Genomic DNA, 24323 nt, shown 5'->3' with positions numbered 1-24323 from the left:
GAAGACAGATACAGGACAGACACCATGAGCAACGCCACTGTCGTTGTGGTTACGTCGGGCAAAGGCGGGGTCGGCAAGACGACAACAACCGCTGCAATTGCTTCGGCGCTTGCCAAAGAAGGCTATCAGGTCTGCGCGATCGATTTCGATGTCGGACTGCGCAATCTCGACCTGATCATGGGCGCTGAACGCCGCGTCGTGTTCGATCTTGTCAACGTGGTTCGCGGCGAAGCGTCGATCAAGCAGGCCCTGGTCCGCGACAAGAAGCTCAACAATCTCTATTTGCTGCCGGCGTCGCAGACGAGGGACAAGGATGCCCTGACGGAGGAAGGCGTCGCCAATGTGATCAGCGAATTGCGTACCTATTTCGACTGGGTCATCTGCGACAGCCCGGCCGGGATCGAACGTGGTGCCACCCTGGCGATGCGCCACGCCGACGAAGCGATCATCGTTTCAAACCCGGAAGTGTCTTCGGTCAGGGACTGCGACCGCATCATCGGTCTGCTCGACGCGAAAACCAAGATTGCGGAAGACGGCGGCAGGATGCCCAAGCACCTGATGATCACGCGCTACGACACCGACCGGGCAAAGACAGGCGACATGCTGGCGACGGAGGATGTTGTCGACATCCTTTCCGTTCCGCTGATTGGTGTCGTTCCCGAGAGCAAAGACGTCCTGAAGGCGTCGAACGTCGGCCTGCCCGTTACGCTCTCCGATGAGACCTCACCGCCGGCGAAAGCCTATATGGAGGCCGTTCGCCGCCTGCTGGGGGAAAACATCCCGGTCACGATCCCGGAAGAGAAAAAGAGCTTCTTCGGCAAGCTCTTCAAAGGGAGGGCGGCATGAACATCCTGAGCCTCTTTGGCAAAAGAGGCGAGAGCGCCTCTGTTGCCAAGAACCGGCTGCAAATCCTTCTTGCACATGAAAGAGCCGACGACGGCTCCGATGCGGTGCTGATCTCAAGTCTGCGCGAAGACATTCTCGCCGTCGTCGCAAAGCGTGTCGAAATCGACCCGGATTCCGTTCGTCTGGAAATGGACAGGTCAGGCGATGTGACGACACTCGGGATCGACATCGAACTGCCGGCCGCGAAAGCATCCTAGGCCCGCACCTGTATCGCTCCAAGCGCCAAAGCCGCCGGAATTTCCGGCGGCTTTTTTGGTTCTCGGTTTCAACGATCAAGATTGCTAGAATGGCTGAAAGCAGTCCGGTTCAGAAATGGGAGCCTTCAATGTTTCGGCGAAATCTCGTTGTACCGCTTGCGGTGTCATTCTTTGCATTTCCCGGTTCGATCTCGCTTGCCGAGGAGGCTGCGAACATCAGCGGCTGCCTCGACGCCGTCGGAACCTACATGACCAGCCGGTCTTCGGTGATCGACGGGAACAACAGGGTCGATCGCGGCCTGATTGCGCTGACCAATGGCGGGCATGCCCTCGTCACCGATTCCGCCGAGGGCGGTGTCAACGGCTATCAGCCCTTCTCCAGCGGCAGTGGCGCCTGGCGATGCCTCGGCACCGAGAATGGCCGCAACAAGATCAAGATCGTGACTTTCGATTTTACGACGACGCCGAATGCAGATACTGACCGCTACATGGCGCGCGTCACCGTCTCAGCGAGCGCCGATCCGGCGTCGAACTCCATTTCAGGAAATTCGCTCGTTGAGTTTCTGGCAATCGATGCCGCACCAAATACGACCGACACTGTACGCCCTCCGGTCTCCTACGACTTTACCGGCGTCAGGCTTGAGGTCGGCGAATAAGGCGGACCTGCTTCTCCGTCGTAATCCGGAGGGAGGCAGCCCGTGGATTTAAGCGGCTATGTTGTAGCGGATGATGATCTCACCGCCGCTTTCCTGATCAGCGCCGGCAAGCGCCAGATTACAGGAATGGAAATGAGTGTCGCCACGATGACGTAGTAGACCGGTGCGTAGTCGTCACCGGTCCGGTTGACCAGATAAGTCGCCAGTATCGGCGTCGTTCCACCGAAGACCGCCATGCAGATGTTGTAGCCAAGCGCCACCGTGCTGCACCTGAGGTGCGGCGCAGCGGTCAGAGTCAGCGCAGTGACTGAAAGCGCCCAGCCTGCGGTGCTCGCGAGCGTCAGCCCGAACTGCCCCAGGAAAACGGAAGCCGTCTCGGGACGGTGCATCAGCCACCAGCACGGCGCAGCAAGCACAAGGGTTGCGATTGCGGCAACAAGCAAGACCGGGCGCAGACCGAACTTGTCCGCCGCCCAGCCGCATACCGGAACAAACAATGCCATGACGATCAGGTTGATCGTGGTGATATCCAGCGCCCTGGATGACGAGAATCCGGCTTCCGAACTCAAGTAAGAAACCGCATAGACGAAGATCACGAAATAGATAACCGCGGTCGGGATCAGCAAAACAACCATCTGTCCGATCAGCCGCCAATGATCGCGCAGGCTTTGCCAGACCGGCGAAGTATCTTCATCCGGATCGTCTTCGCGCACTGTTTCCGTGAGGCTCAGGCGCAGGATCGCGCTGAAGACGGCAACAACACCGCCGAGCGCAAAAGGTATGCGCCATCCCCAGTCGGTCATTTGGTCGGCCGTGAGGAACGAACTGAATCCCGCCGGCACTGCAGAACCGAGCACGCAGCCCCACATCATGGCAAAGGCAACCCAGGCACCGGTCATCGACCGTCGGCTCTCGCCTGCCTGCTCAACCAGCAAAACACCAGACGCCGTATATTCGCCGGCGACCGAAACGCCCTGAACGACCCTGATGGCGACAAGCAGTATGGCGGCCGTAAGGCCAATCTGGTCGTATGTCGGCAGCGCCGCGATGGAAACGGAGCCTCCGCCCATCAAGAGGACGGAAATCATCAGCGCTGACTTGCGCCCGATGCGATCTCCAATATGGCCGAATATCACGCTGCCCAGCGGGCGCGCGGCATAGCCGACAGCAAGCACGGCAAAGGCCGACAGCAGCGAAGCCAGCTTGTCATCGGATGGAAAAAACAGAGTTGCCAGTGTCGGTGCGAGGAATCCGTAGACCGTGAAGTCGTACCACTCGAGAACGTTGCCGCTCGATGCAGCCACAATCGCCTTGGGTGTCAGCTTTGTTTTCGGCTCTGACATGACACCCTCTTCTTTCAATCGCGATGGTTTTCGTTGATATCCAGCTTAGAGACTTTCGCGCGGAAATTGAAACGCGAAACAGGGCTTTCACTGATTGTATCAACGGTGAATGCGGCACCTATGATGTGCTCGATCAATCAACATCCTTTTGGAAATCTTCGTCTGTTTTCATTTAGCGCTGAGGGCCGAGAAGCGTCATGTCTTTTTCAGCCAGAAGAAGGTTAGAATAAAGGTTTGCGATCCACTGGCGGCCGGACGCCGTGATTTTCAAGTACTCAATCGCTTTTTGAATATAGGGGGCCACGCTGTTCCAATAGAACTGCGGATACCGATGCACAAGGTCCGCCGGCGTTTCGTAACCGAGCTGCTTGTTGAGGCCGGCTTCCTCGAACTCGTAATAAAGCGCATTCGCCTTGCGGATGTAGTGCGGGTCGCCTAACTGTCCGATGAAATCGGCTGCTCTCAGGAGATTGGCCTCCTCGCAGGCAGGCTCATCCTCGTCGGGAAAGCGGCCTGGAAACCGCGTTCCTTCAACGGCTTCCGCGACGCGCGCAGGGTCGAGCAGGTCTGTCCCTGCGAGCCGCTGAAACACATAAAGCTTGGACCTGTCGACGTGATATGGCGTCAGGGCGGCATCCGAAGCACCACGCGCCAGCTTTACCTTCCTGCCATCGCTATCGACAACAAAACCGTCCTCATCGTCCCCCGGCAGAATGCCACGCACATAGCCGATATCATGTGTGAGGCAGGCGGCAATCATGTGCGCGTAATCCGTCGGCGCCATATGCATGTGAAGCGCACGCCCCCGCAGAATGTCGTGCCCGGCCAGGGTGACCAGCATCGTATGCTCGATATTGTGATAGAGCGCATCGCTGTTGCCGATACATTCCAACGCAATCCGGGCGAACGAGGGCACCAGTTCCGCCAGTTCCGGATCGGACTGGCCGAAACGACGCTGCACGTAGGCTGTCAGGAAGTCACCGAGCGCATCGGCCGCTAATTCCGGCACCGTAATCATTATTCAAAAAGTTCCCGAGCTATCCGTGGAATTAAAAACAAATTCTGACCGATTGTCCAAGGTTGCGAAGTTTTGTGTCAGGCAAATGTCGTCAGGGATTCGAACGAGCTGCCAATGATCGTTCCAAAGCCATTGGACGACATAGCGGAACATCCGGCTTACCCCATCTTTTCCGCCGACAGGACAACGCAGCTCGGGTTGTCGAGATACCAGGCCCAGCCGACCACGTGGTGGCGCTGGTCCGGCGGGAAGCGCAGCGGATGCCAGCAGATGTTCGATAGCCCGGCAAGTTCCAGCGCCTGTTCGTGCTGCAACCGGCTCCATTGCCAGATCGGAACCTCGAAGTCATTAATGACCAGCGCGTGGGCAGGCGGGTCGATGGTCCGATACCGAAAGCCGATGCGCGCTTCCATGTCGTCGGGCGCGCTGGTGAAATCGTAATCCGGATTGATCGTATAGGTGACAAAGCGTCCACCCGGCGCAAGGTTCCGGCCGATCAGGCCGCACATGCGGTTAAGTTCATCCACGCTTTGCGCGTAGTGAAACAGATACATCGCCGTGACCATGTCAGCCGGCGGTGTCATTTCGAACATGTCGTCCGCCGCGCTGATGTGCGCATAGGTGATCCGGTCCGCAAAGGCTTCGGGCTGGCCGACGGCATTCTGTTCCTTTGCCCGGTCCAGCATTTCTTCCGAAACATCAAGCCCCAGGACCTCAGCCGCACCGCCATGCGCCAGAACACGCGTCAGGCGGCCGTCGCCACAGGCAAGATCCAGAACGCGCTTGCCTTTGACAGATCCCAGCTCGTTGAGAAAGACAGTCCACTCCAGAAGCCTGTAGGGATTTTCGGCGACCGATTGCTGCAGATATGGTGAGGGATTCTTGTCATAGCCTGCCATTGCGGTTCCCCATTCCAAGAGGACAACTCGACTTGCAATCTTAACAGCTGCGCTCGGCGCATCCAGCCTTCGGATCAGTAGTTGTCATAAGGAAGGCGGCACTTCTTGAGATCGCCTTGAGCACACCTCCCAAAATCAGGCGCATCTCCCAATGCCTGTTGCCCGGGTGAGGGTCAGATCTGCCGTGCCATTTCCGAGGTCGGCTTCCAGCCGGATTTTTCGTAAAGAGACCGCCCCTGTTGGGTCGCATGAAGGATAGCGAAGGAGAGACCGCGGGCGCGAAGGTCCGTTTCCACGGCGCGCATCAGGTCTCTTGCAATCCCCTGTCCGCGCCAGCCCGGCTCGACAAAGAGATTGAGGATATAGCCTCTCTTGCTGCTTTGCGGATGTAGCGGATGCGGCGGCCAGTCCAGCATCATCCCGCCGATGCCGCCGACGGCGGTTCCGTCACATTCCGCAACAAAGCCGAAATAGGAACCATCTTCGAGAGAGGCCTCCTGCCATGCGCGGTATGGGCCAACCATTTCGGCCAACACCTCTTCCGGGTGCCCGGACGAGCGGAACATTTCTTCTCTGTGGCGGCAGACAAGATCAAGGTCGGATTGCACCACAGGCCGAATGGTTACAGTCATCACGCGCCCTCCGGCGGTTCAGCGCCTAGGCCTCGTAGACGATCTCGCGCGTCTCGCGGAAGGTCACGTCTGGGAATTTCTCGGTGACATGACCGACTTCCCAGGCGTTCTTGAACAGGAACACCGGCTTGTCGTCCCGGTCGTTGGCGACCGACATGCGATGCGCCTCGATGATCTTCTGCAGCGTCTGACTGTCCGTCTCGATCCAGCGGGCGGTGTTGTAGGGAACAGCTTCAAAGCCGATCTCCGTGCCGTATTCCGCTTTCAGGCGATCGACGACAACATCGAGCTGAAGCGCTCCGACCACGCCGACAATCCAGTTGGAGCCGAGATCCGGCTTGAAGATCTGGACAAGACCTTCCTCGGCAAGATCCTGAAGACCCTGACGCATCTGCTTGACGCGCATGGTGTCGGAAAGGCGCACCCGGCGCAGGATTTCCGGGGCAAAAGCCGGTAGGCCCGTGACGTGAATGTTCTCACCCTCGGTCAACGTATCACCGACGCGCAGCTGGCCATGGTTCGGGACGCCAATGACATCGCCCGGATAAGCCAGATCTGCAATCTCGCGCTCCTCGGCAAAGAAAAAGATCGGTGCCGACACGGCTATCTGCTTGTTCGCGCGCACATGTTTCAGCTTCATGCCGCGCTTGAAGGTGCCCGAGCATAGGCGCACGAAGGCAATGCGGTCCCGGTGCTTGGGATCCATGTTAGCCTGCACCTTGAAGACGAAGCCGGTGACCTTGTCTTCTTCCGGCATGATCGTGCGCCCGCCGGTGGCCGGCTGGGAATGGGGCGCCGGGGCGTTGTCGGCAATGAAATCGAGCACTTCCTCAATGCCGTAGTCGCGCAGCGCCGACCCGAAAAAGACCGGCGTCAGGTGACCTTCAAGGAAACTTTCCTTGTCGAATTCGGCATACCCTTCCGCGCCGAGTTCCACGTTCTCGGTGAGCTCCTCCATGATCCGGTCGAACACGGTTCCCGTCAGCGTCTCGTCTTCGAGACCCGACACGTCCTTTGTTTCCGCATAAGGCCCGCCGCGCTCGCCTTCAGACGTGTGAAACTTCTTTTTCTGCCAGTCATAGACGCCGAAGAAGTCAGAGCCCATGCCGACCGGCCAGGTTTGCGGCGAGACGTCGAGCGCCAAGGCTTCCTGAACCTCGTCGAGGATTTCCAGGGCATGGCGACCTTCCCGGTCGATCTTGTTGACGAAGGTGATGATCGGAATATCGCGCAGGCGGCAAACTTCGAAAAGCTTGCGGGTCTGGGTCTCGATGCCCTTGGCGGCGTCGATCACCATGATCGCAGCGTCAACAGCCGTCAGCGTGCGGTAGGTGTCTTCGGAAAAGTCCTCGTGGCCCGGCGTGTCGAGCAGATTGTAGATAATGCCCTTGCGCTCGAAGGTCATGACGGAGGACGAGACGGAAATCCCGCGTTCCTGCTCGATCTTCATCCAGTCGGAACGGGCCCGGCGGCGCTCGCCGCGCGCCCTCACCTGCCCCGCCGCACGGATCGCCCCACCCGACAGAAGAAGCTTTTCGGTCAGGGTCGTCTTACCCGCATCCGGGTGTGAAATGATCGCAAACGTACGCCGTGCTTGAAACGGCGCCGCGCCATTGAGGCCAGCCATGAAAGTCTCCTGGTCCGTTGATCCGGCAGGGGCTGCGCAATCGCGACGGTTGAAACCGGTGCGCAACAACACTCTCAAGGGCCGGACGGATTGATGTTTCGTTGGCGCAAGGTCATAGAGGGAATGTGAAGAAAATTCCAGAGTGAATATGTGAGGTGAGCGCGCATCGGACCTTCCAGGCGCGCTGTTTCAAGCCAGGTTAGAAATGACGCGCTGTCAGCCCTTCAATCTATTGATCCACTTTCGCTGGTTTGTCCTGGTTGGACTTTGGCTTACGCTGGGACCTGCACTTCAACCCGCACTTGGCCAAACGCTCGGCAGTTCCCGATGCCCGGTGTCGTGGTTGACTGTTCTGGAAAGAGTGGCAGAAGTCCAAAAGCGGCTTCCGGCAAACAAGAACGTGGTGATTTTTTCTGGTCCGGATGGACGTGTTTTCAATTGTTTTGATGCGGCAATCTCCGAAAATGACCTCGCTGAATACGAGTTTCTGGAAAAGGACATTGTGAGAATTCGAGAACTGGGTATTTATCCGTTGGTGAATGAAATTCCCAGAAATTGTAACTACAAATTATTTACCAACCCGAATTCTCCAGCGAACTACCTTTTTTATCTTCCTTATGATTCTGTTGAAATACACAGCGAAGAATGCACTCGTACATTGGAGTCATATCTGGCACGGTTACTTAAGAAGTAGTATCGGTATGGCCCTCTTTATTCTCATTTTTCTGAGACTGGAGTAATCACATTTGAGCCATAAGAAATGCCTGATCATCGGCGTCCTAATGATCGTTGCCACGGCTGTCATCCTGCTGGCCATGGGCCGCATTCCAATCTGCGACTGTGGCTATGTCCTGTTCTGGACGCCGGCAGACGATCTTGCCGGCTCGTCTCAGCACATCGCCGACTGGTACACGTTCTCGCATATCATCCACGGCTTCATTTTCTATTGGGTGCTTTGGCTCCTGTTCCAGCGCAACAGCGTCTGCGAACGCGCGCTTGGGGCGATTTTTCTCGAAGCGGCGTGGGAAGTTGCCGAAAACAGCCCATGGATCATCGATCGCTATCGCGAGGCAACTATTGCCGTCGGTTACACAGGTGACAGCGTTTTGAACTCCGTCTTCGACATCATCTGGATGCTGGCCGGATTCTTCTTTGCCTGGCGCGTGCCGGTCTGGGTCACAATCCTCGTTGCCATCGTCTTTGAACTGCTGGCGCTTTGGGTGATCAGGGACAATCTCACTTTGAATGTGATTATGCTTCTTTATCCCATCGAGGCCATCAAGACCTGGCAAGGCGGATAACGGGCCACAAGCCGTTACTATTGTCATCCCGGACGCGGCGAAGCGGAGATCCGGGAACCAGTAACCCGGGGCCCCTATGGCTTCGGCGCAGGCCGGGTGTTTACTGGGTTCCTGCCTCCGCAGGAATGACAAGATTGCGAGATCTTCCGTAAGACGAGACCATGTGAATTCGCCTCAATTTTCGTTCCCACCAACTGCCAACTGGGCCAGAACACTGATGCGGAACCGCGCCACATCACACCAATGATGCTCAACGCTTCGCCCCTTTCCCTCTCACGTCATCCCGGACGCAGTGAAACGAAGAGCCGGGATCGGGGAGCCGGTGATCTTCAATTAGGGCGCAGGACCGCCGACAGGCTTATGCCTCTCCGATCCCGGCGCGCGCTTCGCTTGACCGGGATGACGACAAAGAAGTGAAAACAACGTAGCGGCTGAAAAAAATCATAAGAATGGCTTCTCTCCCAATCTCGTCATCCCGGACGCAGCGAAGCGGAGAGCCGGGATCGGGGAGCCGGTGATCTTCAATTAGGGCGCAGGACCGCCGACAGGCTTATGCCTCTCCGATCCCGGCTCGCGCTGCGCTTGGCCGGGATGACGATGGATGGCGCATTTGAGTTGAAGGCCGCGCTCTGGACCGGGACGACAAAGTGGCCCGAGAGCGAGCTATCTGGCAAGAAACCTATAGCTGAAACAATTTGTGCTTTTTGAGCAATTCAATCAGGACCTTCCGGGCGTCGCGGCGGTGGTTGCGGTGCCGTTCGCGGGCCTGTGCCGCGTCTCCCAGCCGGATCGCGTCGTAAACAGCGCGGTGATCCTCATTCGACTTCACCGGCAAAGGACGAATGAAAAGGGTCATGGCGCGCGCGCGCCTCACCTGGTTTGCCATCATCGAGACGATCGTCTGCACGCGCGAATTGCCGCCGAGGCGGACCAGCTCTTCGTGAAAGGCGTTGTCGGCGATTGCCCACGCCTCCCTGTCCTGCCGTTCAAGGGCGTCTTCCATTGCCTCAATCGACTGTTGAAGCGCTTCAAGATCGTCTTCCGAATAGCCTTTGTCCGCTGCTTCTTCCGCCGCAAGGCTTTCGAGTTCCGTCAGGACGGCATAAATATCTTCCATATCCTTCAAGGAGAGCGTTGCGATCCGCACGCCCTTGCGTGGCCGTACTTCCAGCAGGCCCTGCTGCGCCAGCATCAAGGTCGCTTCCCGCACGGGTGTACGTGACATGCCGAGACGATCGGCAAGTTCGCTCTCAAGATGATCGGACCCTGCCGCCAGTTCACCGTCGAAGATCAGCTGACGGATCTGCTCCATCGCCTGTGTCGTGATCGTCTTGGGTTTCGGCGCTTCAAGCACTTACAAACTCCCGAATTTTCTGCCCCAAGCGGTCAGACTGATAAATCGCCTGTTCGATTGCAATCACCTTGAGATAGTCCCTCGCCTCGTTCTCCAAGGGTTTGCCGTCGAGCAAACCATCAACGACGTGACATATCAGATTCTTGACGCAATCGCCGCCAAAGCCCTCCCACTGCCGCGGCGCAAGCAGGACCTTGTCCTCCTGGGTGCCGAAATGCCTCAAGCGGACCGAGCCGTCCCCGGCCAGTGAGAGCGTTCCGCGCGTTCCTTCAACAAGAGCCTCACCAAGCGTGGTGCGGCAATTTTCCGCTGAATGATCGAGCAGCCTGTTGCCGTCAAAGAGCGCCCTTACGCCGCCCGGATAATCCAGGATGAAATATCCCGCGTCTTCTCCTGCGATGACCGGATTCATTTTCCTCAGGTCCGCATAGACGGCTTCGGGTTCACCGATCAGATAGCGAAACGTGTCGATCCAGTGCACGCCGGTCTCGTGAATAAGCAGCTGCGGCATCGTCTGGAAATATGGCTGACGGTCCAGATAGGCGCCCGGCCCCTGTCCGTCACCGGTGCGCAGTCGAAAGGTAACCTGGTGGAGATCTCCGATCAGACGTTCATCGATTGCCTGCTTCAACGTTCTGTACCACGGCTGGAACCGGAAGTTCTCATGAACGACGAGCACCACGCCTGCCGCCTCCGCGAGTTCCGTTGCGTGTTTCGCTTCTTCAAGCGAATTGCAGAACGGTTTCTGGCAAATGACGGCTCTGACGCCGTACTCGATCGCTGCCTTGATTGCGACGAGATGTGTCGGCGGCGGCGTGATGATGTCGAGCAGGTCGGGCGTTGCCATCTTGAGCATCGTGTCCAGTTCATCAAAGGATGACAGGCCTGTTGCACGTGCCTTTTCCAGATCCCGATCGCAGGCACCAACGAGCCTGACGCGCGGCAGCTTTCGCCACGCTTCGTAGTGAAACCGGGCGAAATAACCGGCTCCCAGACACGCAACACGCAAGGTTTCGCGCCCCTCAAGCATAGGTTCTCCTCCCCTTCTTTTGGGATGTGCAACTGCCATCCGTTGATTTCAGCAGGACACTTTCGGCCACCGCCCTTTGCCCTTGGTGATAGTAGACAACGGCCGAGTTGACAAGGGATTGGTTTACGTATACGCAAACAAATGTGCAATTTGATACGATCCCTAATCCGATCGTGGGAGGAGACCCAAATGCTTGATAAGAAATCCCTGCAACGTCTTTTTTTGAGTGCCGCAATTGTCGTTGCCGGCACCGGCAGTGTGCTTGCTGCCGAGACGCTTCGGTTCAGCCATACTGACAACCCGGGCGGTTCCCGCCAGGCGGCGGCCGAGCTCTTTGCTGAGAAAGTTGCTGAATACACGGACGGCCGCTACGAAGTTCAGATCTTCCCGTCAGGCCAGCTGGCAAACGACCCGAAGGCCATCGAACTTCTTCAGCTCGGCGGCATCGACTTCACTGTGTCCGCAACGGGCAGCTATGCGACCCACCTGCCGACCCTCAACCTTACAGCCATGCCTTTCCTCGTTGATACCTACGAGCAGGGCTGGGAACTCTATGACAATTCAGAGTGGCTGCAGGGCGAGTTCGACAAACTTCCCGAAAAGGGCTTCCGCGTCCTGTCGACCTGGGAAGCCGGATTCCGCAGCTTCACCACGAATGAGCCGCTCGCATCTCCAACGGATGCGGAATCGATGAAAATGCGTGTCTTCCCGAATGACATGATCCGCTGGTCCATGGAGGCCATCGGCTTCCAGACCGTCGTTATGCCGATCACCGACGTCTACCTGTCGATCCAACAGGGGATCGTCAACGGTCAGGAAAACCCGGTCGACACGATCAAGTCTCTGCGCTTTTACGAGGTTGCGCCGAACATTACCCTGACACGTCACGTCTACAGCCCGCTGCCGCTGACCATCGCGGAAAAAACCTGGCAGGGCTTTTCCGACGAAGACAAGGAAGCCGTTCTGAAAGCAGCGGCGGAATCAGCTGCCTTCAGCCGTGATCTCGTAAAAAGCTCGGTCGACAGCCAGTTGACAGAAATGGAAGAAGCCGGCGCAAAGGTCAGCGTTCCTGAAATCGGCCCCTTCCGTGAAGCGGTACAACCGGTCTACGCCAAGGCGAAGGATGTTTATGGCGCAGAAGCCGTCGACAACATTCTTTCTGATGCCGCGGCGATTAGAGAGGCGCTCCCGGCACAGAACTGATCGAGCAACGTGAGCGTCAACTGGCCGGAGCCCTTAGGGTTCCGGCCCTTTTCAAAAAGAGAAGACCGTTGGATTACCGAGATCATTATCCGGCTGTGCTGCGCTGGCTCAGCCACCTGGTGGACGTGTGCCTCATGATTGGTGGCTTTTCAATCGTCACACTTGTGTTCTGCAATGCCTCACTGAGGGGATTTGCTGGCTTTGACCTAGCCTGGTCGCTTGAAGTGACAAGCTTTCTGCTGCTGTGGAGCACGTTTATCGGTTGCGCTGCTGCCGTTGCGCGCGGCGCGCATATGCGGGTCACAGAAATTGTGGAACGGCTGATGCCCCATAAGGGTCAGCGGATCCTGTCGATCGCGATCGATGTGATCATCGCGATCCTTCTGATCAGTCTGATTTACACTGGGTACAACATTTCGGTTCACACCTGGGCCCAGAAAACCACCGTCCTTTATTGGCCCGTCGGACTTCTTTACGCCTCCATGCCCATCGGCATGACCCTGACCCTGATTTTCCATCTCTTCAACATGGTGTTCGACATCAAAAACCCCGTCGTTCCCCATGCTGCCCACTCTGACGGTGGAGAGGCCCTCTCATGATCCTGCTTTTCGTCGTGGCGGTCTTTCTGACCACTGTCTTTCTTGGAATTCCCCTCGTCTGGGCCATCTTGTTGACGGCTGTGCTGCCGATTATCGTCTTCGATCTGGGCTACCCGCTGCAGGCACTGTTCCTCAACTTTATCGGCGGTGTCGAACCCAACCACTTTCTTGCAATCCCGCTCTTCATCGTTGCCGGTGAAATGATGAGCCGCGGGGGTGTGGGCCTGCGCATTATCGGCTTCGCGCGCGCCGCCTTCGGCTTCATGGCAGGCGGCCTTGGCATGGTTGTCGTCGGTGCGTCGATGATCTTCGGCGGCATCTCCGGTTCGGCGATCGCCGACAGTGCGGCCATCGGCTCGGTCATGATCAAGAACATGTCTCGCGAGGGCTACAACACCGCATTCGCGGCCGGGCTTGTCGCCGCCGCCGGTACGATCGGGATCATTATCCCTCCCTCCATCCCGATGCTGATCTATGGCTTCGTCGGCAACGTCTCTGTCGCGGATCTGTTTCTTGCCGGCATGGTCCCCGGCATTCTGTTCGGCGCCATGTTCATGGCGGTCTGCTACTACGTCGGAAAGACCACCAACTGCGATCCGGGCGGCCGGACGACAACTCTGAAGGAACTCACCAGTTCCTTCATCGGCACCGCACCGGCACTGTTCATGCCTGTTCTGATCCTTGGCGGCATCTTCACAGGCTGGGTCACACCGACCGAGGCAGCAGCGCTGGCCGTGGTCTACGGGCTTTTTGTCACAACCGTCGTCTACCGCGACTTCAAGCTGAGGGATCTGCCGCGTCTTCTGGTCGATTCATTCGTTACCAGTTCCGTGGTCATGGTGGTTATCGGCGCGACGACGGTGCTCGGCTGGCTCATCACACTGGAGCAAATGCCCCAGATCCTGGTCGGCTTCGTACAGGAATTTTCGAGCGGCCCCTGGATGTTCCTGCTCCTCGTCAACATCGTTCTCCTAATCCTCGGCCTCGTGCTCGATCCGGTGCCTGCGATCCTCTTGACCGCACCGCTGTTCCTTCCGACCGCCAAGGCCTTTGGCGTCGATCCGGTCCACCTTGGGGTGATCATGACCTGTAACGTCGCGGTCGGGTTGTTCACGCCACCGGTCGGTGCAACGCTCTATGTCGCTTCAAGGATCTCCGGCGTCGGTGTGTTGTCGATTGCCCGCAAGATGGCACATCTTTACCTTGCGGCGATCGCCGCCCTTCTGGCAGTTACCTATATCCCGTTCGTTTCGATGGGTATGGTCCATCTGTTCCGGTAAGGAGGCAAAGAGGTGTTTGCAGTAACGGTACAGTTCAAGATCCACGACGGCATGATGGATACCTTCATGCCGCTCATGCTCGAAAACGCCAAAGCGTCTCTCGAACACGAACCGGCATGCCGGCAGTTCGATGTGTGCAGCGACCCGGAGCGGCCCGGCGAGGTATTCCTCTACGAACTCTACGATGATGCCGCAGCTTTCCAGACTCACTTGAAAACACAGCATTTTCTGGCCTTCGACGCACAAGTCTCTACGATGATTGCCGAAAAGACCGTTGCGACCTATTCGAAGGTGAGCTCATGACGCCCTGGGAAGTCTTTGCAGTGAAATACGCCGAGCGAAACGAGCGGACGCGAAACGACAGCTTTCTTTTTGACGATGATCACCACGCCCAGCATGACATGGACTATTTCATCTGGGTGCTGCGTCAGGGCAACGAAATCGTCCTCGTGGATACCGGCTATGATGAGGACGAAGGAGAAAGACGGGGCAGGCCAATCAGGTTAAACCCGGTTGAAGCGCTGGCACCACTGGGGATCGTGCCGAACGATGTGTCGACCATCATCGTGACCCACCTTCACTATGATCATGCTGGCGGCCTGCAACATTTTCCGAATGCGACCATTCATCTGCAAGCCGCCGAAATGGCGTTTGCAACGGGTCCTTGTATGTGCCACGGCACCTTAAAAGCGCCCTTCACGGTGGATCATGTCTGCGAAGCCGTAAAGCGCCTCTACTCCGGACGCGTTGTCTTTCACGAAGGCGATGGGGAAGTGCGTGAGGGTGTCACCGTTCATCTGACAGGCGGCCACAGCAAAGGGTTGCAGGCCGTGCGCGTTCTGACAGAGGCCGGCTGGGTGTGCCTGGCGTCTGATGCTTCGCACTATTACGAGAACTTCCTGGACGGCAAGCCTTTCCCGATCGTCGTCGACATGACGGAAATGTTCACGGGCTTTCAAACGATCCGAAAGCTTGCAAGTTCCGACAAGCTTGTGGTGCCCGGACATGATCCGCTCGTGCGAGAGTTTTTCCCCACACATGGCCCGGACCATATCATTCGTCTCGATCGCGGCCCTTTAAAGTGGATCAAATCATGAAGCTCGGCGTAGTTGCTGACGATTTTACCGGTGCGTCTGATATTGCCCTGACCCTCGCCGAAGGAGGCATGTCGGCAGCGCAGTTCGTCGGGATCCCGTCCAAGGCACCTAGCGCAGAAATCGACGCTGGTGTCGTAAGCCTGAAGTCACGTACCGCGCCGGTTGAAGAAGCGGTCAGTCTGTCGCTCAAAGCTTGCGACTGGCTTTTGGGTCAAGGCTGTAGTCAGATTGTCTTCAAGGTCTGTTCAACGTTCGATTCCACCGACGAAGGCAACATCGGACCCGTCGCTGCAGCGCTCGCCGAGCATCTGGGCGAAACCTCTGTGCTTGTGTGCCCCGCTTTTCCCGAAAACGGGCGCACCGTTTATGAAGGGCATCTTTTCGTCAAGGACAGGCTCCTGAGCGAAAGCGGCATGCAGAACCATCCGCTGACGCCGATGACCGACCCTGATCTTCGGCGCGTTCTCTCGCGCCAAACGGACTGGCCTGTCTCGCATGCACCGATTTCAAGCGTGCGACAGGGAAACGCCGCCCTCACCTCACACATTGTGAGCGCGGGCAAGTCCATGATCATTGCCGACGCCATCGAAAACGCCGATCTTGTCACCATAGGGCGCGCCGCCAAGAACCGGAAGCTGGTTGTCGGCGGTTCGGGAATTGCGATCGGCCTTCCTGAAAACTTCGGAGTTAAAGACAAGGCCATCGCGTGGCGCGGGCTCATCGGCAAGGCCGTGGTAATCTCCGGATCGTGCTCGCTTGCAACGCGTGAACAGGTTGCGCGTTTCAAGACCGTTGCTCCCTCGCGGGAGATCAGCGTTGAAGACATCATGGATGAAAAACTGTCGCTTCAAGAGCTTGTTGAATGGGTTCTGCGGCAGGAAAGCCCTCCGCTGATTTATTCTTCAGCAGAGCCTGAGGTTGTCGCGGCGGCGCAGGACAGATTTGGAAAAGAGCAGAGCTCTCAAGCGGTTGAAGGTCTGTTTTCGAATCTTGCCGCAGCGCTTTCACAATCCGGTGTAACACGGATTGTTGTAGCTGGCGGCGAAACGTCCGGTGCTGTGGTGTCAGGAACAGCGGCAGACACGCTCGAAGTCGGCCCCCGGATCGCTGCGGGCGTTCCCGCGCTCAAAGTCGCGGACAGGGATCTTGTTCTCGCCTTGAAATCCGGCAATTTCGGCGGCCCTGATTTCTTCCAGGAAGCACTCTCGGTGCTGGAGAGCCGTTCATGAGCGAGCTCTCGACCCAGCGCGAAAGAATGGCGCTTTATGCAAAGTCCATGTTTGACAGGGGTCTGACGCACGGCTCGACAGGCAATCTTTCCGCGCGCCTTTCAGACGGCAGCCTTCTGGTGACACCAACCGGATCCTCAATGGGATTTCTCGACCCGGCCCGCATAAGTCATCTTTCGTCGACGGGAGAGCTTCTGTCGGGCGACAGGCCGACCAAGGAAATGCCGTTGCATGAGGCCTTTTACGACACGCGTCACGGCACAGGTGCCGTTGTGCATCTGCACTCATGCCATTCTGTGGCGCTCTCGCTTCTGCCGGACATCGATCCTGAAAATGTGTTACCACCCCTGACTGCCTACGGAATTATGCTGCTTGGCAAGGTCCGTTTGCTCCCGTTTTTCGTACCAGGAGATCCTGCGATGGGAGAAGCTGTGCGCGGGCTTGCCGGAAAACGGTCAGCGGTTCTGCTGGCAAATCACGGACCGGTCGTTGCGGGCAAGGATCTAGAAGCGGCCGTGAACGCCATGGAAGAACTTGAAGCGACGGCAAAGCTGGCGTTGCTGTTGCGCGGTACCCAGGCCACAGCCCTGGAGCCTGCGCAAATCAACCGGATTGTCGAGCGATTTGATGTTGACTGGAATTGAGGACTGACCAGATGAGAATTGCCCTGATCAAAGGCGACGGTATCGGCGTTGATGTCGCCGAAGCGGCTATGGCCGTTGTTGAGTCAGCGCTTCAAAAGACCGGGTTTGCTCGGCCTTCCTATGATGAAATCCATGCGGGTGCCGGCTATTTTTCAGAAACCGGACTGGACATCGAAGCTGATGGGGAACAGCGCGCGGAATCCGCTGATGCAATCTTTCTCGGTGCAATCGGACTGCCCTCCATACGCCACAAAGACGGCACCGAGATTTCCCCGCACTTGCGACTGCGGGATTCCTTCGGGCTTTATGCGGGCGTACGCCCTGTAAAGGCCTATCCCAACGCGCCGCAACGCCTGGCGGACCCGCGAGCGGCAGGCATCGATCTCGTCATATTGCGCGAGTCGACCGAGGGGCTCTTCTATTCGGCGGCAACCCACAACCGCAGCCTCGTGGTCAATGACGACGAGGTTCAGGACGTCCTAAGGATCACCCGCAAAACCACGACCAAACTTCACCAATATGCCTTCAACCTCGCGCGCAAGCGCCGCGAGCGTGGCAAGTCCGGCAAGCTCACCTGCGTCGACAAGGCGAATGTTTTCACGTCACTGGCCTTTTTCCGCCAGTTGTTCGACGAGGTGAAAGCAGACAATACCGATGTTCCGGTCAGCTACAATTATGTCGACGCGCAGGCGCTCGATCTCGTTCGCAAGCCCTGGGAATTCGACGTGCTGGTCACGGAAAACATGTTCGGTGACATACTTTCCGATCTTGCCGGCGGGCTCGTCGGCGGGATGGGGATGGCGGCCTGCGCCGAAATTGGCGACAACAACGGCCTCTTTCAGCCTGCCCACGGAAGTGCGCCCGATATCATGGGCCAGGACAAGGCCAACCCGCTGGCGTCGATCCTGAGCGGCGCGCTCATGCTGGACTATCTTGCCGAAAAACTGGATCAACCGGATCTCGGCGACGCAGCAGACCTTATCAACGCTGCTGTCATGTCAGGTTTTCAGAACAAGGCGCTGAGGCCGATGGAATTCGGTGGCGACATGGGAACACGCGCCGTAACGGAACAAGTCATGTCCGCGATAGAGGAAAAGCCGCGCCTGCAAAGTTCCGTTAGCGCCTGACCTTTGGTCAAGACCGTTTCCTGGCGAGACCGGCGCAGCTCTCTCGCACAATCAGGTCGCCATGCAGCAGGTGGTTCTGCGTGTCGGGCGGTTTGTTCGCCAGCCGGTCCAGCAGGATGTTCATGGCCTTCTCGCCAATGTGCTGTCTCGGCTGTCGTATGGTTGTCAGCGCGGGCGAGAAGTTGCTTGCAAACGGAATGTCGTCAAACCCGAGCACCGAGAAATCGCCCGGCACCCGATATCCTCTCAACTGCAGTGCCGAGATGACACCAACGGCTGTGTTGTCGTTGAAACAGAAAAAGGCGCTTGGCAGATCGTCCTTGATGAACAAGCGCTCGACTGCGGCGCGCCCACTCTCGCTGGTGCCATCTCCCTCCACCCGCCAATCCCTGAGACTTTCCGGCGATTCCTTGAGCCCCTGCCGATATCCGAAATGCCGCAGATCACTGCGTATGTCTGCACGGCCACCGGAAATGTATGTAATCCGGCGATGGCCGAGTGAAATCAGGTATTCCGTTGCCATCTTCGACGCGGCCACGTCGTCAACACCAACATAGCTGACCTCAGTGTTGGACACCGGCCGTTCGGTCGCGACAATCGGAGGCAGCGTGGTCAGGGGTGTTTGAGGTTCTCCGGCCACCGGGATATGGCCCGTCAGGAGCACAAGTCCATCCGCCATTCCCGTCGACAGGAATCGCAGGTAGTTCTGCTCCAGGCCGGTGGTGCCTTCCGTATTGCCGATCAGGACGCCATAGCCACGGTCGTTTGCTGCCTTTTCTAGCCCCGTCAGAATGCCTGCAAAATTCGGATCCGCTATCGACGAGGCCAGGACCAGAACCATCTTGGACCGCTGCATGCGCAGGTTCTGCGCCATGGCGTTGGCCGTATAGCCGGTGCGCGCGATGGCAGCGGTGACTTTCTTGCGTGTGCTCTCCGCGACTTTTTCCGGCGACCTCAAAGCTCGGCTGACGGTTGCGATGGATACGCCCGCGAGCCTTGCAACGTCTTCAATTGTCGCCGGCCGGTCCAGCGGTTCGCTCATTTTCTGGCCTCGATAATGCTGCACCGCGAGCGCAAGGAATGTTCATCAAATTCAATGCTCTTACAGCTGTATAGAGCCTGAATTGATTCATGAAAAGGTTTACAAACTGAAATGTAAAGGTTTACATCGCTTATGAAAACGTTTACACGAGATTCATGGCGCAAGCATGGATGTGACCTTCAGCGCCTGGGAGGAATTTCAGATGGATGTTGCAACGTCCGCTTCGGCGGCGATCGTTGAAGCTGTCAACATCAGCAAGTCTTTTGGTCCTGTGCCGGTCCTGTTCAGTGTGAGCATGGACGTGCGCCCAGGCGAAGTTCATGCACTGATCGGCGAAAACGGCGCCGGCAAGTCGACCTTGATGAAAATTCTCTCCGGCTTTCACGATCCGACTTCTGGCCAGATCCGTCTCGACGGCAAACAGGTCTCCCTGCCCCCAAATGGCGGTGCCGAGAAGCTTGGCATCGTGCTCATCCACCAGGAGCTCAATCTTGCAGAGCAGATGACCGTTGAGGAAAACGTGTTCCTGGGGCGTGAAATTCGACGCGGCGGCTTTCTGGACAAAGCAGCCATGCGGAAATCCGTCCAGACGTTTCTGGACGAGATTGGCCTAGACATTGCCCCAACCGACAGGATTTCCGACCTTACGATCGCTCAGAAGCAAATGGTGGAAATCGTGAAGGCGGTCAGCCGGAATGCGCGTATTCTCATCATGGATGAGCCGACGGCGGTTCTGACGGAGGAGGAAACCGAGGTTTTTTTCCGGCAGGTCGAGAAGCTGAAATCGAGCGGTGTCGGCATAGTCTTCGTTTCGCACAAGCTCAACGAGGTCAAGGCGATCGCCGACCGGATCACGATCCTGCGTGATGGCCAGTGGATTGATACGCGTCCCTCTCAGGATCTCACACCTGATACAATGGCCCAAATGATGGTTGGACGTGAATTGTCCGACCTCTATCCGCCCATGCACGAAGCCGATGTTGATGCTGAACTCGTTCTTGAGGTGAAAAATCTCAAGGCGCAAGGCATTGACAATGTCAGCTTCGGCCTGCGGAAAGGCGAAATCCTGGGCTTTTCCGGTTTGATCGGATCAGGCAGAACCGCTGTGTTCGAGGCCGTCTGCGGTCTTAGCCCGATCGAAAGCGGTTCTATCAGCCTGTTCGGCCGCCCGGTCGGCGCAATGAACGTCGCTGAAGCGCGCGATGCCGGGCTTGCCTATCTCACCAAGGACCGGAAAGAAAAAGGCCTTTTGCTCAGCAAGCTGATGCGCCCCAATCTCACGCTCTTTGCCCTGCCGAAATTCGTGAAGCATTTCGCGATCGACCGGAAAGCCGAAGACAAGGCACTTGACCGCGCAATCCGCAGATTTGACGTTAGGGCGCGTGACCCCGGTATCACCGTCGGCAAACTTTCCGGCGGCAATCAGCAGAAGCTTTTGCTGGCCAAAATCATGGAATGCGACCCGCGGATCGTGATCATCGACGAACCAACACGCGGGATCGATGTCGGCACCAAACAGCAGATCTATCACTTCATTGCCGCGCTCGCCGCCGAAGGCGTCTCGGTGGTGGTGATCTCGTCCGAAATGCCGGAGATCATCGGGATCTGCCACCGGGTTGTTGTCATGCGTGAAGGTCATATCACTGGCGTTCTGACGGGCGACCACATCAACGAAAACGAAATCATGCGCTACGCCGCCGGGCTGAAACGGGAGGAACTCCATTGACCATGATGACCGCATCAGATGACGCGGCGGCCAAGACTGCCAGACGGATGTCCGTCGATTTCAAGACGCTCGGGCCCGCACTCGCGCTGCTCCTGCTCTGCGTGATCGGGTTTCTTTTGAACCCTGCTTTTGTCAGCGAAGGCAATCTGACCAACCTGCTAACGCGCTCCGCCTTTATCGGCATCATCGCGGTCGGCGCCACGTTCGTCATCACCGCCGGGGGGATCGACCTCTCCGTCGGTTCCATGGCGGCGGCGATCTCGGGTGTGATGATCATTGTCATGAACAATGCAGTCGAGACTCTTGGGACCGGTGTGCCGACGGTTCTGCTTGGCTGCGGTCTCGCGATACTGCTCGGCATCGGCGCCGGCTGGATCAACGGTGCTCTGACAACCAAAGGCAAGATCGAGGCTTTCATTGTCACGCTCGGCACGATGGGTATCTACCGTTCGCTCGTGACCTACTTCGCCGACGGCGGCACCCTGTCGCTCAATTTTGACATTCGCGGAACCTATCGCCCGGTCTATTACGACAGCTTCCTCGGCCTGCCCTTCCCGGTCTGGGTATTCATCGGAGTCGCTATCTGCGGCTGGCTGCTGCTCAACCGGACCGCGTTCGGCCGCTACTGCACGGCGATCGGTTCCAACGAGGCTGTCGCAAGATACTCCGCCATCAATGTCGACCGGGTGAAAACCCTGACCTACATCATTCAGGGCCTGTGCGTTTCCTTTGCGACGATCATCTACGTCCCGCGGCTCGGCTCGGCCTCCGCGTCGACCGGCGTTCTCTGGGAACTCGAGGCGATCGCAGCGGTCATCATAGGCGGCACAGTGCTGAAAGGCGGCTATGGCAGGATTGGCGGCACGATCCTGGGTGCCCTGATCCTGACCACGATCGGTAACATTTTGAATTTCACCGACATGATCTCGAACTATCTCAACGGAACGATGCAAGGCCTGATCATTATCGTCGCGGTTCTGCTGCAGCGAAGTGACTGGAAATTCGGCAAAGCCGGAAAGTCCTGACGTTCTGAAATCAACCTGACGGGGCCCGTCCCCCACAACAACCGGCGCGCACCGGACGGGAGAGGTGCGTCCAAATGACAGCATTGGAGGAGGAAACAATGTCCTGGAAATCCGCAATAGGAGCAATGGCGCTGACAGGTCTGCTGGCCCTTGGAGGCACGGCAACGGCAGACGACAAGATCAAGATCGGCGTAAGCTATCCCACACCAACCCATGCCTGGGCAGCGGGCATGAACTGGCATGCCGAGCAGGCGGAAAAGCGCCTTGAAGAACTTTATCCGGATGTGGATCTTATCCTGGTCAACTCCCCGGACCCTGGTGCGCAGGCCAGCGCATTGGAAGACCTTGTCTCCGTTCACCAGATCGATGCTCTGGTTGTTCTGCCCTTTGAATCCGAACCGCTGACCGACCCGGTTCTCAATGTGAAGAAGTCCGGTGCCTGGATCACGGTTGTTGACCGCGGTCTCAGCCAGCCTGGCATCGAGGACCTTTATGTGGCCGGTAACAATCCGGAACTCGGTCGGGTGTCTGCCCAATACATGAAAGGCCGTCTGAAAGAAGGCGACAACATTGTCATCCTGCGCGGGATACCGACCGTGATCGACAATGAGCGATTCGATGCCTTCATGGCGGAAATCGAAGGTTCGGGCATCAACGTCCTTGACCACAAACACGCCAACTGGAACCGTGATGATGGCTTTGAGGTCATGCAGGACTTCCTGTCCCGCTTTCCGGACATTGACGCCGTGTGGGCGCAAGACGATGACATCGCTGTCGGCGTGGTTGCCGCCCTCAAGCAGGCAGGCCGTGACGGCGACGGCATGTTTGTCGTCGGTGGCGCAGGCATGAAGGAAATCATCAAGGGCATCATGGACGGGGATGAACTCATTCCGGTGGACGTTCTTTATCCGCCTGCAATGATCGCAACCGCGATGGATGCGACGGTCAATGCCTTCAAATCCAACGGACCGGTCGCCGGCCGCTACATCCTGGGTGCGACCCTGATTACCCGTGAGAACGCCGAAAGCTACTATTTCCCGGATTCTCCTTTCTAATCAGCACTCAATACCTGGCCGGGATCTTTTGCGATGGGATCCCGGCCCTTTTTGTTTCCAGTCAGCTTCAGGAGCACATCATGAAAACCATCAAGGGGCCGGCTCTGTTTCTTGCCCAGTTCGCAGGCGACGAAGCACCTTTCAACTCCTGGGCTTCCATCACGAAATGGGCGGCCGATTGCGGATATGCCGGCGTTCAGATCCCCAGCTGGGACAACCGGTTGATCGATCTTTCAAAGGCAGCCAGTTCGATGACGTATTGTGACGACCTGGTCGGCACTGCAAAAGAAAACGGTATCGAGATCACCGAACTTTCAACCCATCTTCAGGGCCAGCTCGTCGCGGTGCATCCGGCTTACGACACCGCATTTGACGGGTTTGCGGCGCCCGAAGTCCGTGGCAATCCGGCTGCGCGGCAGGCCTGGGCCGTAGACCAGGTCAAAATGGCGCTGGCCGCAAGCCGCAATCTCGGCATTTCCGCGCATGCGACCTTTTCCGGCGCGCTAGCCTGGCCTTATCTCTATCCATGGCCGCAGCGGCCGGCCGGACTGGTCGAGACGGCCTTCGACGAACTGGCCAAACGCTGGCGCCCCATCCTCGACTATGCGGACGAGATGGGTGTCGACGTCTGTTACGAAATCCATCCCGGCGAAGACCTGCATGACGGCATAACCTTTGAGATGTTTCTGGAGCGGCTGAACGGTCACAGCCGCTGCAAGATGCTTTACGATCCGTCCCATTACGTTCTTCAGTGTCTCGATTATCTCGACAACATCGACATCTACAAGGACAGGATCGGCATGTTCCACGTCAAGGACGCTGAGTTCAATCCAACCGGCAGGCAAGGTGTCTATGGCGGCTACAGCTCCTGGGTCGACCGGGCTGGCCGCTTCCGTTCTCTCGGCGACGGACAGGTTGATTTCAGCGCTGTCTTTTCAAAGATGGCAGCGAACGATTTTGACGGCTGGGCCGTCGTTGAATGGGAATGTTGCCTGAAGCATCCGGAAGACGGCGCCCGCGAGGGTTCGGAGTTTGTGCGCAATCACATCATACGGGTGACAGAAAAAGCCTTTGACGACTTCGCCGACGGCGGTACAGATGATGCGGCCAACCGGCGGATGCTGGGGATCGGTCAGGACTGACAGCGGTTTTCAGCCGCTCATGAACACCGGCTTCGTTAAAGAGTGAAACTCCTTTGATCAGCATCACCTTTGACACAACGACTTGCCTGATACCGGCAGACAATCATCGCTTCCCGGTGTTGTCTGCCCATACATACGCGATCAGCGAACGAACCAGGAGACGCAATGCGGTGATTGCCCGCAAACGTGTT

General features: G+C 57.6%; 25 protein-coding genes. 17 read left to right on the top strand and 8 right to left on the bottom strand.

The window, feature by feature from the left end; translation table 11 throughout:
- Positions 1–24: 24 nt before the first annotated feature.
- From minD to ABVF61_RS19540, 3 genes are all read left to right on the top strand, one after another.
- Positions 25–846 (top strand): septum site-determining protein MinD, encoded by an 822-nt coding sequence (minD, locus tag ABVF61_RS19550; RefSeq protein WP_353995203.1) that lies wholly within the window; start codon positions 25–27, stop codon positions 844–846.
- The gene (gene minE / locus ABVF61_RS19545) at positions 843–1103 is read left to right on the top strand and encodes a cell division topological specificity factor MinE (RefSeq protein WP_305986260.1); all 261 of its coding nucleotides are present in this window, start codon (positions 843–845) and stop codon (positions 1101–1103) included. Before minD ends, minE begins: the two co-directional genes overlap by 4 nt.
- 128 nt (positions 1104–1231) lie before the next feature.
- Complete coding sequence (locus ABVF61_RS19540; RefSeq protein WP_353995202.1) at positions 1232–1759, top strand: hypothetical protein; 528 nt, start codon at positions 1232–1234, stop codon at positions 1757–1759.
- Between the two features lie 56 nt (positions 1760–1815).
- On the opposite strand, the gene ABVF61_RS19535 is transcribed toward ABVF61_RS19540, so the two are convergent.
- The 5 genes from ABVF61_RS19535 to ABVF61_RS19515 form a co-directional block, all read right to left on the bottom strand.
- Complete coding sequence (locus ABVF61_RS19535; RefSeq protein WP_353995201.1) at positions 1816–3102, bottom strand: MFS transporter; 1287 nt, start codon at positions 3100–3102, stop codon at positions 1816–1818.
- A gap of 172 nt (positions 3103–3274) precedes the next feature.
- Positions 3275–4120 carry a metal-dependent phosphohydrolase gene (locus tag ABVF61_RS19530; protein ID WP_353995200.1) on the bottom strand — a complete coding sequence of 282 codons (846 nt, stop codon included), beginning with the start codon at positions 4118–4120 and terminating at the stop codon, positions 3275–3277.
- Between the two features lie 158 nt (positions 4121–4278).
- Entirely contained in the window at positions 4279–5019 is a 741-nt protein-coding gene (locus ABVF61_RS19525; protein WP_353995199.1) for a class I SAM-dependent methyltransferase, read from the bottom strand.
- Positions 5020–5192: 173 nt separating this feature from the next.
- The gene (locus ABVF61_RS19520; protein WP_353995198.1) at positions 5193–5651 is read right to left on the bottom strand and encodes a GNAT family N-acetyltransferase; all 459 of its coding nucleotides are present in this window, start codon (positions 5649–5651) and stop codon (positions 5193–5195) included.
- Between the two features lie 25 nt (positions 5652–5676).
- A complete protein-coding gene (locus ABVF61_RS19515; protein WP_353995197.1) occupies positions 5677–7278 on the bottom strand; it encodes a peptide chain release factor 3 in 1602 nt (533 codons plus the stop codon).
- 343 nt (positions 7279–7621) lie between these two features.
- Here ABVF61_RS19515 and ABVF61_RS19510 point away from each other — a divergent pair, with 343 nt between their 5' ends.
- Positions 7622–7972 (top strand): hypothetical protein, encoded by a 351-nt coding sequence (locus tag ABVF61_RS19510; RefSeq protein ID WP_353995196.1) that lies wholly within the window; start codon positions 7622–7624, stop codon positions 7970–7972.
- A gap of 52 nt (positions 7973–8024) precedes the next feature.
- The gene (locus ABVF61_RS19505) at positions 8025–8579 is read left to right on the top strand and encodes a DUF2585 domain-containing protein (RefSeq protein WP_353995195.1); all 555 of its coding nucleotides are present in this window, start codon (positions 8025–8027) and stop codon (positions 8577–8579) included.
- 679 nt (positions 8580–9258) lie between these two features.
- Here ABVF61_RS19505 and ABVF61_RS19500 read toward each other — a convergent pair.
- Both ABVF61_RS19500 and ABVF61_RS19495 read right to left on the bottom strand, forming a co-directional pair.
- Positions 9259–9933: a GntR family transcriptional regulator gene (locus ABVF61_RS19500; protein ID WP_353995194.1), complete on the bottom strand. Its 675-nt coding sequence runs from the start codon at positions 9931–9933 to the stop codon at positions 9259–9261.
- Positions 9926–10963, bottom strand: a complete 1038-nt coding sequence (locus ABVF61_RS19495) for a Gfo/Idh/MocA family protein (RefSeq protein WP_353995193.1) — start codon at positions 10961–10963, stop codon at positions 9926–9928. Before ABVF61_RS19495 ends, ABVF61_RS19500 begins: the two co-directional genes overlap by 8 nt.
- Before the next feature lie 189 nt (positions 10964–11152).
- Here ABVF61_RS19495 and ABVF61_RS19490 point away from each other — a divergent pair, with 189 nt between their 5' ends.
- The 8 genes from ABVF61_RS19490 (at position 11153) to ABVF61_RS19455 (ending at position 18142) form a co-directional block, all read left to right on the top strand.
- Positions 11153–12166, top strand: a complete 1014-nt coding sequence (locus tag ABVF61_RS19490) for a TRAP transporter substrate-binding protein (protein ID WP_353995192.1) — start codon at positions 11153–11155, stop codon at positions 12164–12166.
- 68 nt (positions 12167–12234) lie between these two features.
- Positions 12235–12765, top strand: a complete 531-nt coding sequence (locus ABVF61_RS19485) for a TRAP transporter small permease (protein WP_353995191.1) — start codon at positions 12235–12237, stop codon at positions 12763–12765.
- Complete coding sequence (locus ABVF61_RS19480) at positions 12762–14045, top strand: TRAP transporter large permease (RefSeq protein WP_353995190.1); 1284 nt, start codon at positions 12762–12764, stop codon at positions 14043–14045. The genes ABVF61_RS19485 and ABVF61_RS19480 overlap by 4 nt, the downstream gene beginning before the upstream one ends.
- 12 nt (positions 14046–14057) lie before the next feature.
- Positions 14058–14348 (top strand): putative quinol monooxygenase, encoded by a 291-nt coding sequence (locus ABVF61_RS19475; RefSeq protein WP_353995189.1) that lies wholly within the window; start codon positions 14058–14060, stop codon positions 14346–14348.
- Positions 14345–15142 (top strand): N-acyl homoserine lactonase family protein, encoded by a 798-nt coding sequence (locus tag ABVF61_RS19470; RefSeq protein ID WP_353995188.1) that lies wholly within the window; start codon positions 14345–14347, stop codon positions 15140–15142. Before ABVF61_RS19475 ends, ABVF61_RS19470 begins: the two co-directional genes overlap by 4 nt.
- Entirely contained in the window at positions 15139–16371 is a 1233-nt protein-coding gene (otnK, locus tag ABVF61_RS19465) for a 3-oxo-tetronate kinase (protein ID WP_353995187.1), read from the top strand. The genes ABVF61_RS19470 and otnK overlap by 4 nt, the downstream gene beginning before the upstream one ends.
- The gene (gene otnC / locus ABVF61_RS19460; protein WP_353995186.1) at positions 16368–17015 is read left to right on the top strand and encodes a 3-oxo-tetronate 4-phosphate decarboxylase; all 648 of its coding nucleotides are present in this window, start codon (positions 16368–16370) and stop codon (positions 17013–17015) included. Before otnK ends, otnC begins: the two co-directional genes overlap by 4 nt.
- A gap of 11 nt (positions 17016–17026) precedes the next feature.
- A complete protein-coding gene (locus tag ABVF61_RS19455) occupies positions 17027–18142 on the top strand; it encodes an isocitrate/isopropylmalate dehydrogenase family protein (RefSeq protein WP_353995185.1) in 1116 nt (371 codons plus the stop codon).
- Positions 18143–18149: 7 nt separating this feature from the next.
- Here ABVF61_RS19455 and ABVF61_RS19450 read toward each other — a convergent pair whose 3' ends face one another.
- Complete coding sequence (locus ABVF61_RS19450) at positions 18150–19184, bottom strand: LacI family DNA-binding transcriptional regulator (RefSeq protein ID WP_353995184.1); 1035 nt, start codon at positions 19182–19184, stop codon at positions 18150–18152.
- A 202-nt stretch (positions 19185–19386) separates the two neighbouring features.
- Here ABVF61_RS19450 and ABVF61_RS19445 point away from each other — a divergent pair, with 202 nt between their 5' ends.
- The 4 genes from ABVF61_RS19445 to ABVF61_RS19430 all read left to right on the top strand — a co-directional run bounded on the left by ABVF61_RS19445 (position 19387) and on the right by ABVF61_RS19430 (position 24132).
- Positions 19387–20910, top strand: coding sequence for a sugar ABC transporter ATP-binding protein (locus ABVF61_RS19445; RefSeq protein ID WP_353995183.1), 1524 nt, complete (start codon positions 19387–19389; stop codon positions 20908–20910).
- Between the two features lie 2 nt (positions 20911–20912).
- Positions 20913–21935 carry an ABC transporter permease gene (locus ABVF61_RS19440; RefSeq protein WP_353995182.1) on the top strand — a complete coding sequence of 341 codons (1023 nt, stop codon included), beginning with the start codon at positions 20913–20915 and terminating at the stop codon, positions 21933–21935.
- 98 nt (positions 21936–22033) lie between these two features.
- Positions 22034–22990: a substrate-binding domain-containing protein gene (locus tag ABVF61_RS19435; protein ID WP_353995181.1), complete on the top strand. Its 957-nt coding sequence runs from the start codon at positions 22034–22036 to the stop codon at positions 22988–22990.
- 80 nt (positions 22991–23070) lie between these two features.
- On the top strand, positions 23071–24132 hold the full coding sequence (locus ABVF61_RS19430; RefSeq protein WP_353995180.1) for a sugar phosphate isomerase/epimerase family protein: 1062 nt from the start codon (positions 23071–23073) through the stop codon (positions 24130–24132).
- The last annotated feature ends 191 nt before the right edge of the window (positions 24133–24323 follow it).

This window comes from Roseibium sp. HPY-6 (genome assembly GCF_040530035.1).
GTDB lineage: Bacteria > Pseudomonadota > Alphaproteobacteria > Rhizobiales > Stappiaceae > Roseibium.
Note: the sequence above shows the minus strand (reverse complement) of the source record. Positions and strands in the feature narration are given on the sequence as shown.

What these genes read in the sequence shown, in the direction of transcription:
- minD (WP_353995203.1), top strand. Translation starts at nt 25, where the DNA reads ATGAGCAACGCCACTGTCGTTGTGGTTACGTCGGGCAAAGGCGGGGTC.
- minE (WP_305986260.1), top strand. Translation starts at nt 843, where the DNA reads ATGAACATCCTGAGCCTCTTTGGCAAAAGAGGCGAGAGCGCCTCTGTT.
- ABVF61_RS19540 (WP_353995202.1), top strand. Translation starts at nt 1,232, where the DNA reads ATGTTTCGGCGAAATCTCGTTGTACCGCTTGCGGTGTCATTCTTTGCA.
- ABVF61_RS19535 (WP_353995201.1), bottom strand. Translation starts at nt 3,102, where the DNA reads ATGTCAGAGCCGAAAACAAAGCTGACACCCAAGGCGATTGTGGCTGCA.
- ABVF61_RS19530 (WP_353995200.1), bottom strand. Translation starts at nt 4,120, where the DNA reads ATGATTACGGTGCCGGAATTAGCGGCCGATGCGCTCGGTGACTTCCTG.
- ABVF61_RS19525 (WP_353995199.1), bottom strand. Translation starts at nt 5,019, where the DNA reads ATGGCAGGCTATGACAAGAATCCCTCACCATATCTGCAGCAATCGGTC.
- ABVF61_RS19520 (WP_353995198.1), bottom strand. Translation starts at nt 5,651, where the DNA reads ATGACTGTAACCATTCGGCCTGTGGTGCAATCCGACCTTGATCTTGTC.
- ABVF61_RS19515 (WP_353995197.1), bottom strand. Translation starts at nt 7,278, where the DNA reads ATGGCTGGCCTCAATGGCGCGGCGCCGTTTCAAGCACGGCGTACGTTT.
- ABVF61_RS19495 (WP_353995193.1), bottom strand. Translation starts at nt 10,963, where the DNA reads ATGCTTGAGGGGCGCGAAACCTTGCGTGTTGCGTGTCTGGGAGCCGGT.
- ABVF61_RS19490 (WP_353995192.1), top strand. Translation starts at nt 11,153, where the DNA reads ATGCTTGATAAGAAATCCCTGCAACGTCTTTTTTTGAGTGCCGCAATT.
- ABVF61_RS19480 (WP_353995190.1), top strand. Translation starts at nt 12,762, where the DNA reads ATGATCCTGCTTTTCGTCGTGGCGGTCTTTCTGACCACTGTCTTTCTT.
- ABVF61_RS19470 (WP_353995188.1), top strand. Translation starts at nt 14,345, where the DNA reads ATGACGCCCTGGGAAGTCTTTGCAGTGAAATACGCCGAGCGAAACGAG.
- otnK (WP_353995187.1), top strand. Translation starts at nt 15,139, where the DNA reads ATGAAGCTCGGCGTAGTTGCTGACGATTTTACCGGTGCGTCTGATATT.
- otnC (WP_353995186.1), top strand. Translation starts at nt 16,368, where the DNA reads ATGAGCGAGCTCTCGACCCAGCGCGAAAGAATGGCGCTTTATGCAAAG.
- ABVF61_RS19455 (WP_353995185.1), top strand. Translation starts at nt 17,027, where the DNA reads ATGAGAATTGCCCTGATCAAAGGCGACGGTATCGGCGTTGATGTCGCC.
- ABVF61_RS19450 (WP_353995184.1), bottom strand. Translation starts at nt 19,184, where the DNA reads ATGAGCGAACCGCTGGACCGGCCGGCGACAATTGAAGACGTTGCAAGG.
- ABVF61_RS19445 (WP_353995183.1), top strand. Translation starts at nt 19,387, where the DNA reads ATGGATGTTGCAACGTCCGCTTCGGCGGCGATCGTTGAAGCTGTCAAC.
- ABVF61_RS19440 (WP_353995182.1), top strand. Translation starts at nt 20,913, where the DNA reads ATGATGACCGCATCAGATGACGCGGCGGCCAAGACTGCCAGACGGATG.
- ABVF61_RS19435 (WP_353995181.1), top strand. Translation starts at nt 22,034, where the DNA reads ATGTCCTGGAAATCCGCAATAGGAGCAATGGCGCTGACAGGTCTGCTG.
- ABVF61_RS19430 (WP_353995180.1), top strand. Translation starts at nt 23,071, where the DNA reads ATGAAAACCATCAAGGGGCCGGCTCTGTTTCTTGCCCAGTTCGCAGGC.